Origin of the sequence: Acetobacterium carbinolicum (assembly GCF_047456275.1) — a bacterium.
GTDB classification, from domain to species: domain Bacteria; phylum Bacillota; class Clostridia; order Eubacteriales; family Eubacteriaceae; genus Acetobacterium; species Acetobacterium carbinolicum.
In genome coordinates this window covers 3,485,749-3,499,060 of record NZ_CP173357.1, presented here as the reverse complement: position 1 = coordinate 3,499,060, position 13,312 = coordinate 3,485,749, and the positions used below count along the sequence as shown (strand labels likewise).

Genomic DNA, 13,312 nt, shown 5'->3' with positions numbered 1-13,312 from the left:
CCTTGATATATTGATATCATCACGTGAGCTTTGTAACCCGTTTCACAGTTGCTTAAATAATAGAACAAGTAATAAAGCAAATAATAAAAATAGGGGAGAATTATGAAAGTTGTTGTTGTAGATGATGATAAACTGGTGTGTGCCTCGCTAAAGACCATTATTGAGTCAGAGGGGGAGGTGGAAGTGCTGGGACTGGGATACAATGGCCAGGATGCCATTGCCTTATATAAGCAATTAAAACCGGATGTTTTGCTAATGGATATTCGGATGGATTTAATGACCGGATTGGAGGCCGCGGAGATCATCTTAAAGGAAGATCAGGCTGCGAAGATCTTATTTTTAACGACCTTTCTGGATGACGAATATATTATTAAGGCGCTTCAGCTTGGTGCCAAAGGCTATCTGATTAAGCAAAATTTCGAGAGTATTGTACCTTCGCTGCGGGCGGTAGAGGCCGGCCAAAATGTGTTTGGACAGGATATTGTGACGAAGATACCGGGGCTGATGACAATTGATCATCGGGAGCAGCCAAGCTATGATTTAAGCGATAAGGAGCAGGAGCTGATCGAAGGAGTGGCTCAGGGAATGAGTAACCGGGAGATTTCGGAAAGCCTGTATTTAAGTGAAGGAACGGTCAGAAATCGTCTCAGTATCATCCTGGAAAAGCTGAATCTCCGGGACCGAACCCAGTTGGCCATTTTTTATTATAAGAATTTGAAATAGAACCTAATAAAATCAGTTAGGGCATCATGGATAATGTGCCGTAACTGATTTTTTACGTTGATTTTATTTTGTTCTGCTTCTATTTTTATTTTGTTAAAGAAGCTTAACCGAGATACCTGCCAAAAGCGTTTTTAAGAATCGTTTCAAGTTGCAGAGGAAGAATACCAAAGACAATTACGACCCCTTCGACATGACATTTGGTAGCCCTTGAATAATGCTTATCGGATTCATCTTCGGTAATGGAGATCATACAACTGCTGGCTTCCGAACGGAGAAAGGCTTTAATATGACCAATGATCCCCTCCAGAGCCACCACTTCACGGGCTACCTGTTTGAGTAAAGCGTCGAGAATGGTTTCCGCTTCGTCAAAGGATACGTCAAGACCAAATTGGAACGAGCCCACAAGACTGGTGTCGTGGGTTTTGATGGTGACAAACGACTGTTGCTCGGCAGGATTGATACGGGGGTGTTCATTATGATGGTATTCACTGTGATGGTGCTCATCGTGATGATGGTGTTCATTATGACATCCGCATTCACAGTTTTCGTCATGGTTGTGGGTTTGTTCGTTGTTCATCAATTTATCCTTTCTGCTTCCATGTTCAGCATGGCTTCAAAAACAAGAGGTGATATTGTCTGGGCGGCACTGATTTTGAAGAATTTCGCCAGGCCGTTAAACGCTTTAATCGAGTCTTCCACGTCTAATAGGGTCTGTTGATCGACCTGATCAATCTTGTTGATCAGAATGATATCCGCCGCAGCCAGTTGACCCTCCAGCAGCATTTCCATGGGTCGAAGTAGCCGTTTCCAGCGCTTGGCGTCAGTGACGCAGGTGATGCTGCAATCAAGATCCGGCAGGGATTGATTAATGGTCTTTACAATATTGTGGGGATAGGCCACCCCGGAGGCTTCCATAATAATCAGTTCGGGGCTTATATCCTGGATGATACGATGTAAGCTGAGCGCCAATTCGCCGGACATGGTACAGCAGACACATCCTGAGAACAGATTGGCCACCTCATAGCCGCTATTTTGCAGCAATTTATCATCCACACTGACGTCCCCAATCTCATTTTCCAGGATGACGACCTTGGTTGAATCGTTAGAGCACTTGCTGATAAAGTGTTTGGCAAGTTGGAGGACCACACTGGTTTTTCCGGAACCCAGAAATCCGCCTAAGATAATGATTTTCATATTAGTTATAAACCGTCTTGCTTAGTTTTCTGGCTTCATCGGCAATCCAGCCATTGACTTCTTGAACCTTTGGATCAAAATAATCCAGGGAGGTAATCATGCCATTAAAAATAAAACCGCCGTTGGGTGCAAGTCGGTTATAAGTATCGCGAACCGTTTCCCGGACTTCTTCTTCATCAACCACAGGCCAGGTGCTGGGCATTCTGAATTCAAAACCGCCGTTGATGGCAAGTTTTGGACCGTATTGCTGTTTCATGCCAAGCAGGTCATTCTCAATCTGGGCGGGATCCCAAACGTTTACACCAATATCGATCATGGATGGCATCAGATCTTCACAACGGCCGCAGTTATGGTAAAAAATCGGAACGTTATCGTCCCTGACCAGATCCAGGCATTTTTTATAACGGGGCACAAAGATTTCTTCAAATAGTTTGGGAGAAATGAAGGGATTAAGTTTTGAAGCCGTATCATCCAGCAGGTAATAACCTTCTGGCTTATAATAATGCAGCAGGTTTTTGGTGATATAAAGGGAGTGTTCCAGCATGTAGTCCAGCAGTGCTTCAACCTCTTCCTGTTCTTCATAAATAGCACAAAGTCCTTCAGTGAAGCCCATAAAGCCAATAAACTGTTGGAATAAATCGGCATAGCCGCTGAGGACAAAGGCTGTCTGGTCGGGGTCTTTTACGTACTTCTGGCGGTCTGCCTTAGCGGCGGCTTCCCAGTCAAATCCGCTGTAGTCAGGGGCTTTGATCACATCGCGCCATTTTGTTATATCGATCAAGATAAAATCGTTGGGTTTGGGTAGGGCAGCAAAGTTTATTTCTTCACCAGTGACAAAGGTCACACCCCAGGGATCAACACCCCCACCAGGTCCTCTAAAGCTACCGAGAATACAGGGGTCTGCCATGGTGAGCAGGGGCGCGTCAGGGCCAAAAAATGATGATACCGGCACGTATTCCGGCATCTCGCCTCGGGCGACCCGCAAAAAGTTTTCTTTCTGAGTTAAATGAGCTGTCATACTTGTCCTCCTTTAATTGTTGAATTATAACCAAGTTTAATATTCAATATTAGTTTTGTCAATACTTTTGTAATAATAATTATATTTACTATAATATCGTTTTCAGTTCAAGGAAGCCCACCAATATGAGCAGAGTCATTTCCAGACCACCCTCAAAAATACAAATGGTTCTATATTTTACAGTGCTTTTAACGACTTAGAGGAGTCTATCTTAAATGTGTACAAAAATAGAGCAAAGTAAAATACGAATTTTATGACCGGTGAGTCGTCCTTCGGGACGAATGCAATTAAAAAACAGACCTAAATAATGTGACAAGCGGTTGTAACTGGCGCAAACATGGCATATAATTTAAAAAAAGAATATGAAAAAGAGGTAGTAATGAGAAGTTCGTCGGAGCATTTTCAAAGTATGTTCAGGTTTTTAGTCAATGTGGTTTTAATCGTTTTGCAATTGACCATCATCGGATTGATCATTCTGGAGTTTTCGGAAGATGCGGTGTATGGCTATTGGTTATTTGAGGGGTTGGCTATTTTTGTGGTGCTGAATATCGTGTATCGTAAAAAAACAGCGGCTTATAAAATTTCCTGGATTATTTTTGTGCTGGTTGTCCCGGTGGTGGGAATTGTGCTTTATTTTATCTGGGGACGGCAGCGGGTGCCCGGGAAATCAAAAAAACGATGGGATGAAATCAACTTGCGCACCTTTTTAAAACTAAAACAGAACCAGGCGGTTTTAGAATCCATTGACGATAAGGGGCTTAAAAAACAAGTGGAGCTGGTCCATCGGCTTAGTGATCTGCCGGTTTGGAAAAACACCAAAACCGAGTATCTGAAACTGGGAGAGGAGATGCACCGGGCCAACCTGGTAGCCATCAAAACCGCCGAGAAATTCATTTTTCTTGAGTATTTTATTGTCACTGGTGGGAAAATGTATGACGAGCTGATGGCAGTCCTCTATGAAAAAGCGGATGCCGGGGTAGAAATCCGGATGATGGTTGATGAAATGGGCAGTCTGTCGACCCTGCCCAAAGATTTTTATAATAACTGTGCCGCACATCACATTAAAAGTATTCCTTATAATCCCCTATCCCCGTCGCTGTTTAAATTTATCAGCTTCCGGGATCATCGCAAAATGACGGTTGTGGACGGCAGGGTAGCGATTACCGGCGGGATCAACATTGGGGATGAATACATTAACGAAAAGGTGCGGTTTGGCCATTGGAAAGACATGGCTCTGCGTCTGGAAGGGGACGCGGTTTTTAGTCTCACCACCATGTTTATTAACATGTGGGATTATGCCACCGGGGCGGTCACCGAACTGGACGCCTATAAGGGGACTGCCGCACTGGTAACAGGGGATGAATTGGTGATGCCATTTTGCGATGGGCCGATGAATCCCAGAAATCCGGCGGTCAATACCTATATGACCGTTTTTGCCAACGCCAAAGATTATCTTTATCTGACGACGCCCTATCTGATTCTGGATACCGATCTCACAAATTGCATTTTGCTGGCAGCTCGAAGCGGGGTCGATGTGCGGATTATCACCCCGGGCATTCCCGATAAGAAGCTGGTTTATGCCACTACCCGAGCTTTTTACGGTGATCTGCTGGCAGAGGGGGTCCGGATTTATGAATATGCACCGGGCTTTGTTCATGGTAAGGTTTTGGTAACCGATGATCAGGTTGCCATTGTCGGTTCCATCAACATGGATTATCGCAGTCTGACCTGGAATTACGAGTGCGGTACCTGGGTTTCCGGCTCAAAAACGGTGCTGGATATCAAAGCCGATCTGCTGGATTGCATCAAGGTAAGTCGGGAAGTGTGCTATTATGATTGGGAAAAAACCTCGTTTATGAAAAAGGTGGGACAGTCGGTGCTAAGAATTATGGCACCCTTGATGTAGATGAAAAGTGAGAGGAAACATTAATGAAAATATGTGCAATTCAAATGAAGGTGGCATTAAAACAAGTCGAACAGAATTATAAAAGCGCTGAGGTCTGGCTTCGAAAAGCGGCTGCGGCCGGGGCTGATGTGGCGGTGCTACCGGAGATGTGGAGCGGCGGATTTCTCACCACCGATCTGGAACCGCGGCTGGCCGATGTCGATGGAAGGCGGGCCAAAGCTTTTCTGGAAAGACTGGCCGGGGAGCTTAGGCTAAATATTGTCGGTGGTTCGGTGGCAACAAAAAAAGGTGAAGATTACTTTAATACCTGTTACGTGGCCGACCGGCAGGGACACATTATTGCTGACTATGACAAAGCCCATCTGTTTAGTTTTGCCGACGAAAATAAGCGGTTTTCCGCTGGAGATCAATTGGTTACCTTTGCCCTTGATGGGGTTCCCTGTGGTATTATTATTTGCTACGAAATCCGCTTTCCCGAGTGGTCCCGAAAGCAGGCTTTGGCTGGAACTAAGATTCTTTTTGTCCCGGCCGAATGGCCATTACCTCGGGTAGGTCACTGGCGGGTTTTAAACCAGGCCAGAGCGATCGAGAATCAGATCTTTGTGGTGGCGGTTAACGGCTGCGGCGAAGCTGTTAAGGATATCCGAAACGCCGGGAACTCGATGATTATTGACCCGTTGGGAGAGCCGCTGGCCGATGCCGGAGCAGATCCCGAAGAAAAGATGATTATGGCGGACGTGGAGCTGGCACAACTGGAGCAAGCCAGAAAAAATATGACGGTGTTTCAGGATCGAAGAGTCGAACTATACTAGATATTGAGGTGAAAAATACCTTTTTCAGGCCAGTGGGGATACCATAAAATGAAATTTTATGGTATCCTCTTACTATATTTAAGCAATATTTAGGAAAAAAGCAAAGGGTCTTGGAAAAGAGGTTGTATGGCACCGGTAAATACGAGAATTAGTTATTTAATGGATATGTTGGGAATCAGTGGAAAAGAGTTGGCCTTGGCCATTGGAACAGACACCACGGCGGTGAGCAAATGGCGAAGCGGCCAGCGAAAATTAAAGGTTCGATCAAAATATAGTAAACGGATGGCGGCTTATTTTCTTAGTGATGCGTATGCACTTCAGAAACAGAGAATTGTGGCCCTGCTTACCAACGATCAATTAGAAACAGAGGACAAAACAGATCAGGAATTAATTGAAATGCTCAGTATCTGGATGACGGATGATGCCGGGGAAATAATCGTAAAAAGAGAAGTGGTGGACCGTGACCAACCAGAGGTGTCGGTGGAAGTTTATTCCGGATACCCGGGATGGAAACGGGCAGTGAAGATTTTTTGGAATGAGGTTGCTGTGCTGCCACCAGGTCAGACCATTTATGTGGGTGATTTTGGCGATGTTCAATGGGATATTCTCGGTACAGACTCGGTCCGGGAGATGGTTAGTAGTATCGAGCGAGCGATTCGAGCGGGTCATAAGGTTGTGATTATCGACAAAATGACTGATCAGTATAAACCCTATGTGGTGATTCTCCGTTGGCTGCCCATCTATTTAAAAAAAGAGGTGGAGGTACTTTACTTCCAGAAAGATATCAAGGAGTTTTACAAAAAGAGTATCTATGCCGTTGATCATCACATCGCCATGGTGGGGATGTGTCTGGCAGAAGGAAATAGTGAAAATCTGACGATGATTCATCGCGATCCGATCAGCGTCGATTTTTATCATAAAATGGTGGCGTCCATTGCCCAAAAATCCAGGCAGCTTATCTTTACGCTGGAATTGTCTGATGCCATGAAAATGGTGGAACTCATGGAAGAGAATTTTAAGCCCAATCAGCTGACCTATATGATCAACCACTTGCCAACCTTTCGGAATATGCCCCTGAATCTGCTGGAACGGATTTTGGTGGAAAATAAGGTGAGTGGTGACAAAATGGCAATCTGCCTGAAGGCAAATCGAAAACGAAAAGAATTACGAGATCAATTTAATTATCGTCAGATTTATGATCTGGACGCGATTGAAAATGCCCTGCAACAGGAATACATCATCGACTATGATTTGTCTCAGGTTATCGGAAAAGAAGCACGGGTATCGAATGCTTTTTTTAGAGAGCAATTAGAATATATTAAAAAGTTTAGAATAACCGAGAGTTATACCCTGGTTCTGACATCCTTTTGCGATCTGAATCTCAATGTCGATAATACGGCCATCGTGGTTCAGGAAAACAGCATTGTCATCGCCTGGAATTCAGAGTTTTACGATCGCCGAATGTATTGTAAAGAATTAACCGTGGTGGGTGGTTACTTTAATTATTTAAAAGAAATATGGAATCATATTCCGCTGATTTCGAAAAATGAAGCGTGGATAAAAGAACAGTTACAACGAATGATCGATTTAAAATGACAATTTAATGACAATATATAGATAAAAATAATATATTGACATAAAATTAGCGTTAATATATAATGAGCTCACCAAAAGGATGACAAAGACGTCACATCAATAAACCGATGTGGCGTCTTTTTTTCGTAAAGGAGGAACCAATTTCAAGCATGTTTGGAGCTGCAAAGGCGCACTACCAAAGATCACGAAAGTCCCTGGGATGATATGACTTTGCGAAAGATGTTATGGATGTCTGAGTTGAATCAGCGCCAAAAAAAGATAAGGAGAAGCTCATTATGAACGAAAAAGGAAAATTAGGATTAGGTAGTGCGGTTGCAGTATGTGTGGGTCTCATTGTAGCCACAAGTTGTCTATTGTCATTAGGGGTCGGAATGGGACAGGCCGGAACGGCTTTCATTATTCCTCTGGTTGTTGTGGTAATCTTAAATGCATTTGTGGCGATCTCGTTTTCAGAACTCCATTCATTAATGCCAAATGTTGACGGCGGAGTGGGACAGTATTCCCTGGTTGGTCTTGGACCAGTAGCCTCGATGATTTCAAATATTTCTGCTTATGTGATCACCATGGTTTTTGCATCATCAGTTGAAATTGCCATGTGTGGATTGGTCTTAAATGAATTTTTCCCCCAGATTCCGGCAGTGATCATCAGTGTCCTGGTTCTTGGTATCATCGCAGTGGTTAATCTTTTCGGCGTGGATTTGTTCTCAAAGGTGCAAAACCTTGTGGTTACACTGTTAATTGGTTCATTGATTGGGATGGGTATTATCAGCTTTTTTAAACTGGGAACCGGAACCGTTCTTACCGCAGCACAGCAAACTGCACCGGCTATCACTGGCATTGGTGGGATCATGGGTTTATCAGCGGTAGCTTTCTGGCTCTTTATCGGGGTTGAGTTTATTATCCCGGTAGCAAAAGAATTAAAAAATCCCAAACGGGATGTGTTTTTATCAATGATTCTGGCGTTAGTCTTATTATTTGTGGTCCAAGCGGTGTTAGGTGTTGGGATGACCAATTATGTCAGTTTGGAAGTACTTGCTTCTAGTCCTTTGCCCCACATGGTTTTTGCCGAAGCGCTACTGGGAAATGTCGGTAAGGTTTGGATGGGGATTGTAACCCTGTTAGCTGGAATCAGTACCTTAAATACGGTATTGGCAAGCTCGGCAAGAATTGTCTTTGGGATGTCAGAAGAGGGCATGATGCCAGCAATCTTTAAAAAAGTTAACAAAAAAAATGTGCCGGTAGCAGGGCTACTTTTAATGGTTATTGCGGACTTTGCCATTGTGGTCACCGGCTTTACCCAATCCAGCACCCTAACGAATATGATTTTGGCAGCATCATGCTTCTGGTTACTGTCTTATGTTTTAACCCACATCAACGTGCTGGTCTTGCGTAAAAGATATCCGGATATGGAGCGAAATAAAAAATTGATTTTATTTGGAATTCCGCAGATTGTTGGTATTTTAGGAAATATCTATATGGTTTGGAATATCAGTTCCGATCCCGCATCTAAACTCGCGATTTACCAGGTATTTGGCGTACTCTTTGCAGTGCTGGTCGCCTATTCACTGGTATGGGTTGTCGGGGTGATGAAGGTCAAACCCTTCCAGCCGGTGAGCATTGATCTTATCAATAACAACGCCATTGAGTTTGAAAAAGAAAACAAAAAAGTCGTGGCTGAACCAGCCAAGTAAACCGTGGAGGTAAACGAATATGCAAAAAGATTTATATACGGGGATGGAGAAACAATCCATCGATGAAATTAAACAAAAAATCAAAGAAAACAACGTCGAGATGATTCGCCTGGAATACACCGATATTCTGGGAGTAAACCGGGGAAAGCTGATGCCGGTTTCGATGGTGGATGAAATCTTTGGTGACGGTATCGCTTTTTGTACGGTCAGCCTGGCAATGGCTTTTAATAACGACATTGTTAGTTCCGAGTACTTTTCAGAAACAAACGATGATATGAAGGTCATCGGTGACCCCTCAACCTTTGTAATTCTGCCCCATTGTGATAAAACAGCACTGGTATTGGGGGAGCTTTACTACATGGAAGAACCGATGTTGCAGGCCCCCCGGGAGTTTTTAAAAAAAATGGTTCAGGAATACCACAAATTGGGACTCGATCCGATTGCTGCCAGTGAGTTGGAGTTTTATATCTACAATAAAATGGAAGATGGAACCCTGGAACCTTATTCCAAACAGCCCTGTACTTGTTATACGGCGAACCGACGGATTGATCCTAAACGATTTTTGTACAAGCTGACCAATACCTTTCAGACCATGGGTTTTAATGTGCTATATATGAACCATGAGTATTTTCCAGGACAGTTTGAATATAACTGGAAGCATTCAAAAATCGTTCGGGCAGCCGATGAAAGCTCCTTGTTTAAAGCACTGAGCAAGGATATTGCCGAAACCAATAACCTGATGATGACCTTTATGGGAAAACCCAAAAATGCCTCAGGCGGAAGCGGTTGTCATTTCCACATTTCATTTAATGATATAAAAACTGCGGACAATATCTGTCATGATGTAACCAAAGAGAATGATCTGGCCGATATTCTAAGATACTTTATTGGCGGCGTCATTAAGCATGCCAAAGGCCTCACCCCCTTTCTGGCGCCAACGGTCAATTGCTATAAGCGGTATCAGCCGGATTCCTTTGCCCCCATTTACATCGGCTGGGGATATGACAATCGAACGACCTATATCCGGGTCCCCCAGGAACGGGGCAAGGCCACCCGAATGGAAATCCGCGCCGGATCAGCCGCTGCTAATTCGTATCTGGCCCTAGGTGCGATTTTGGCTGCCGGGCTGGATGGGATAAAAAATAAGATTGAGCCGCCAGAAGTGGTTACCACCGACCTCTATCATGATGTAAAAAAACAGCAGGATAAGGTGCCCAACAGCTTATTTGCGGCGTTAAAGGCGCTGGACGAAGACAGCTGGTTAACCGAACACGTGGGAAAAGAGCTGGTGGATGTTTTTACCTCGCTTAAACGAAAAGAAATTGAAGAATATAAAAAATATGTCACCGACTGGGAGTGGGACACCTACTCTTACCATATTTAAAGGACATCGGAAAAAGCAGCAAAACTCACGACCGTTGGAGCGTGATAAAAAGGAGAAAAACAATGTGTGGAATAGCGGGAATTATTAGTAAACAACCAATAGACATTTCATCGAATCTATTGGGAATGCTGGGTTTGATTCAGCATCGGGGCCCGGATGCCAGTGGGATTGCCATTTTCCCGAAAGATGAGCAGGTTACCTTACGAATATCGATGAATAAGGAAGAACGGATTGGAGAAATTCGGGATCTGATTGGAAACTATGGAAAAATTAAAAATGAACGATTGATTTCCGCTGGAGAGAGTATTCCCATGGCAGAGTATCTTCTGGAAATGGATGATGACAAACTAAAACCCCTGCATTTTGCCATTAATGGGGTTGAGGGTTTAGCCGTTCATTCGCTGGGTGATGGCATTAAGGTTTACAAGGAAGGCGGGCATTTAAAGAACCTGCGCGACAAACATCAGATCGAAATGCAGAATTGTCGCCACGGCATTGGCCATGTGCGCATGGCCACCGAAAGTGTGGAAGATATCAATGCGGCGCATCCCTTTGTGTCCCCTTTTTATCCGGAGCTGGCGCTAGTCCATAATGGTCAGTTTACCAATTATTTTAAAATGCGGCGGTTTCTGGAATCAAAGGGTGTTAAATTTAAAACCATGAATGATTCCGAAGCGGCCAGTCATCTGATTGCCTATGCCATGAGCATTAACGGCGGTAATCTGGAAGCGGCTTTAAATGACGCGGCGGATCAATTAGATGGGATTTACTGTATTATCGCAGCCACCGAAAGTCAGATTGGTTTTGTTAAAGACAAGCTGGGAATTAAGCCCCTGCTGCTGGTGGAATCCGACGATTATATTATGCTAGGTTCCGAACAGATCGAATTTTCAGCGGTGAGTGAGGATCTCTTTGCCGAAGAAATGGAACCGGGGGAGGTGCGCGTATGGAATATTTAGATCTGGCCAAGGTAGAAAATGAAAAAGTCAATGTTCTGATTAAGGATAAACTTAAAGAAAGCAATGAACTGGTACTAAAAAATGTCAATTCGATGCACAATATCTGCGCCGGTTTATCAGGCGACTGCCAGGTAACCATCGAAGACAGCACCGGGTTGTATACTGGTAGTTTTTTAGAAGGACCGACCCTCCGGATTAAGGGTAATGTCGGCTGGTATGCCGGGGATGACATGATGTCCGGCGAATTGATTGTTGAAAAAAACACCGGTTGCAATATTGGGGCCTACATCAATGGCGGTACGATTGTCATTTATGGCAATACCGGCAGCCGGGTAGGCTATGGCATGAAGGGCGGTAACATCATCGTCTGCGGCTCAGCCGGAAGATGGGCCGGGGTGATGGCCATGGGCGGTGACCTGATCATTCTGGGGGCGCTGGGCAAAGAATGCGGCGAATCGATGTATTCCGGAAAGATCTTCACCCGCGATCCTGAAGCGGAATCGAAAATGGGCGGGAATGTTTTTTACGACACCATTACCGCCGCCGAAACAGAAAAGCTGGATCATTTATTTAGCCAATATGAGATTGCCGCCGATGGAAAAGATTTTCACGTGATCCGGCCGGTGCTCAGTGGCAGACACGAGTACGCGTTATTTAAACCGGATTTAAAACCGGAGCTGGCCAAAAAATATTTCGTAAAGAGAGGTTAAGGATCATGGCAGATAAAAAACAAGTAACCATCCATAATGCTCCAAAGGCAACCTGGAATAAGGAGACCCTATCAGAAATTGACTACAAGGCCACCAATGGAAAATATCGGATCCGCGGTTGCGGTTCACCCCGACCGATGCCGAAATTTGATGATCTGATGATTTTGCCCTCGCAGCTGACCCGGATGCCCATCGATACCTATCGGGAAGATTGCGAAACCCGAACTGTACTGGGGGCCCGATTTGCTAAAAAACCACTCATTATCGAAACCCCGGTGATGATTGCCGGGATGTCTTATGGGGCGCTCAGCAAAGAAGCCAAAATCGCTCTGGCCAAGGCCACCAAGCTCGTGGGAACGGTGATCAGCAATGGCGAAGGTGGCATTTTACCCGAAGAACTGGAAAATTCTTACCGTCAGTCGGTTCAGATTCTAGCCAGTCGGATGGGCTTTACCCGTCGAAATATGGAAGTGGCCGATATGCTGGAAGTGCTTTATGGCATTGGTGCCAAACCAGGACTGTCTGGTCATTTAATGGGTGAAAAAATCAGTGAAGAAATTGCTGCCGTCAGAAAAATTCCGATTGGGATTGATCTTCATTCCCATCCTCGGGCTGGGGATGCCTTTGGGGCCGATGATATGGTGGTTAAAATGCAGCAACTCCGGGAAATGACCGATTGGGAAACCCCGATTTTTTGCAAAATAGCGGCTGGTCGGGTGCGAGATGATATAAAAATCGCCATCAAGCTGGGCTTTGACGGCATTATTTTGGATGGCTGCAGTGCCGGAACCGGTGCTGCCCCAGTGATGGCCACCGATCACCTGGGCATTCCAACGATGCCCGCTCTGGTTGCGGCGGTCAGAACTCTGGAAGAAATGGGTGTCAAGGAAGAAATGAGCCTGATTGTCTCCGGCGGGATTACCAATGGCGCTGATCTCGCCAAGGCATTGGCCATTGGTGCCGATGCAGTGGCGATTGGGACCGCCGCCATGGTGGCGATGGGCTGTCGGGTTTGCATGAACTGTCAGACCGGAAAATGTGCCTTTGGCATTGGTACCCAGGACCCCGAACTGCGCCAGAATCTGGATGTTGATGAAGCCGCTGAGCGGGTGGCCAATTATATTAAAGCGATTACCGCCGAAGCGGTGCTGCTGGCCAAATCCGCGGGCAAAACCAAGCTTAAAAATCTCGAACGGGAAGACCTTCGGGCCTTGACTCTGGAAGCTTGTGCGATGACCGGAATCCCCCTGGTGGGCAGTGATCTGGTGATTGGTAAAGGATTTGGTTTTTCCGCTGATAACGGTCTATAAGAGTTGAAA

12 protein-coding genes are annotated in these 13,312 nt (G+C 45.0%); 9 read left to right on the top strand and 3 right to left on the bottom strand.

Going from position 1 to position 13,312, the window contains the following annotated elements:
* Positions 1-102 precede the first annotated feature (102 nt).
* Entirely contained in the window at positions 103-723 is a 621-nt protein-coding gene (locus tag ACIZ62_RS16220) for a response regulator transcription factor (protein ID WP_111888943.1), read from the top strand.
* 103 nt (positions 724-826) lie between these two features.
* Here the strand turns inward: ACIZ62_RS16220 and ACIZ62_RS16215 are convergent, their stop codons facing one another.
* Genes ACIZ62_RS16215 through ACIZ62_RS16205 form a run of 3 tightly spaced genes read right to left on the bottom strand, consistent with a single transcriptional unit; the run spans position 827 to position 2,935 of the window.
* Positions 827-1,300 carry a hypothetical protein gene (locus tag ACIZ62_RS16215; RefSeq protein ID WP_111888944.1) on the bottom strand — a complete coding sequence of 158 codons (474 nt, stop codon included), beginning with the start codon at positions 1,298-1,300 and terminating at the stop codon, positions 827-829.
* Positions 1,300-1,917 (bottom strand): GTP-binding protein, encoded by a 618-nt coding sequence (locus ACIZ62_RS16210; RefSeq protein ID WP_111888945.1) that lies wholly within the window; start codon positions 1,915-1,917, stop codon positions 1,300-1,302. Before ACIZ62_RS16210 ends, ACIZ62_RS16215 begins: the two co-directional genes overlap by 1 nt.
* A 1-nt stretch (position 1,918) precedes the next feature.
* Positions 1,919-2,935: a uroporphyrinogen decarboxylase family protein gene (locus ACIZ62_RS16205; protein WP_414150614.1), complete on the bottom strand. Its 1,017-nt coding sequence runs from the start codon at positions 2,933-2,935 to the stop codon at positions 1,919-1,921.
* 379 nt (positions 2,936-3,314) lie between these two features.
* On the opposite strand from ACIZ62_RS16205, the gene cls reads away from it, so the two are divergent.
* The 8 genes from cls (at position 3,315) to ACIZ62_RS16165 (ending at position 13,303) form a co-directional block, all read left to right on the top strand.
* Positions 3,315-4,841, top strand: a complete 1,527-nt coding sequence (cls, locus tag ACIZ62_RS16200) for a cardiolipin synthase (RefSeq protein ID WP_414150613.1) — start codon at positions 3,315-3,317, stop codon at positions 4,839-4,841.
* Between the two features lie 23 nt (positions 4,842-4,864).
* Positions 4,865-5,653 (top strand): carbon-nitrogen family hydrolase, encoded by a 789-nt coding sequence (locus tag ACIZ62_RS16195; protein WP_414150612.1) that lies wholly within the window; start codon positions 4,865-4,867, stop codon positions 5,651-5,653.
* Positions 5,654-5,779: 126 nt separating this feature from the next.
* On the top strand, positions 5,780-7,249 hold the full coding sequence (locus tag ACIZ62_RS16190; protein WP_111888949.1) for a helix-turn-helix domain-containing protein: 1,470 nt from the start codon (positions 5,780-5,782) through the stop codon (positions 7,247-7,249).
* Between the two features lie 275 nt (positions 7,250-7,524).
* Positions 7,525-8,940 carry an APC family permease gene (locus ACIZ62_RS16185; RefSeq protein WP_111888950.1) on the top strand — a complete coding sequence of 472 codons (1,416 nt, stop codon included), beginning with the start codon at positions 7,525-7,527 and terminating at the stop codon, positions 8,938-8,940.
* Between the two features lie 19 nt (positions 8,941-8,959).
* Positions 8,960-10,324 (top strand): glutamine synthetase family protein, encoded by a 1,365-nt coding sequence (locus ACIZ62_RS16180; protein WP_111888951.1) that lies wholly within the window; start codon positions 8,960-8,962, stop codon positions 10,322-10,324.
* A gap of 62 nt (positions 10,325-10,386) precedes the next feature.
* Entirely contained in the window at positions 10,387-11,283 is an 897-nt protein-coding gene (locus tag ACIZ62_RS16175) for a glutamine amidotransferase (protein WP_111888952.1), read from the top strand.
* A complete protein-coding gene (locus ACIZ62_RS16170; RefSeq protein ID WP_111888953.1) occupies positions 11,271-11,993 on the top strand; it encodes a glutamate synthase in 723 nt (240 codons plus the stop codon). The genes ACIZ62_RS16175 and ACIZ62_RS16170 overlap by 13 nt, the downstream gene beginning before the upstream one ends.
* A gap of 5 nt (positions 11,994-11,998) precedes the next feature.
* Complete coding sequence (locus ACIZ62_RS16165; protein ID WP_414150611.1) at positions 11,999-13,303, top strand: FMN-binding glutamate synthase family protein; 1,305 nt, start codon at positions 11,999-12,001, stop codon at positions 13,301-13,303.
* The last annotated feature ends 9 nt before the right edge of the window (positions 13,304-13,312 follow it).

Bases quoted from the DNA above. Each gene is read 5' to 3' on its own strand.
- ACIZ62_RS16220 (WP_111888943.1), top strand. From the start codon at position 103: ATGAAAGTTGTTGTTGTAGATGATGATAAACTGGTGTGTGCCTCGCTA.
- ACIZ62_RS16215 (WP_111888944.1), bottom strand. From the start codon at position 1,300: ATGAACAACGAACAAACCCACAACCATGACGAAAACTGTGAATGCGGA.
- ACIZ62_RS16210 (WP_111888945.1), bottom strand. From the start codon at position 1,917: ATGAAAATCATTATCTTAGGCGGATTTCTGGGTTCCGGAAAAACCAGT.
- ACIZ62_RS16205 (WP_414150614.1), bottom strand. From the start codon at position 2,935: ATGACAGCTCATTTAACTCAGAAAGAAAACTTTTTGCGGGTCGCCCGA.
- cls (WP_414150613.1), top strand. From the start codon at position 3,315: ATGAGAAGTTCGTCGGAGCATTTTCAAAGTATGTTCAGGTTTTTAGTC.
- ACIZ62_RS16195 (WP_414150612.1), top strand. From the start codon at position 4,865: ATGAAAATATGTGCAATTCAAATGAAGGTGGCATTAAAACAAGTCGAA.
- ACIZ62_RS16190 (WP_111888949.1), top strand. From the start codon at position 5,780: ATGGCACCGGTAAATACGAGAATTAGTTATTTAATGGATATGTTGGGA.
- ACIZ62_RS16185 (WP_111888950.1), top strand. From the start codon at position 7,525: ATGAACGAAAAAGGAAAATTAGGATTAGGTAGTGCGGTTGCAGTATGT.
- ACIZ62_RS16180 (WP_111888951.1), top strand. From the start codon at position 8,960: ATGCAAAAAGATTTATATACGGGGATGGAGAAACAATCCATCGATGAA.
- ACIZ62_RS16175 (WP_111888952.1), top strand. From the start codon at position 10,387: ATGTGTGGAATAGCGGGAATTATTAGTAAACAACCAATAGACATTTCA.
- ACIZ62_RS16170 (WP_111888953.1), top strand. From the start codon at position 11,271: ATGGAATATTTAGATCTGGCCAAGGTAGAAAATGAAAAAGTCAATGTT.
- ACIZ62_RS16165 (WP_414150611.1), top strand. From the start codon at position 11,999: ATGGCAGATAAAAAACAAGTAACCATCCATAATGCTCCAAAGGCAACC.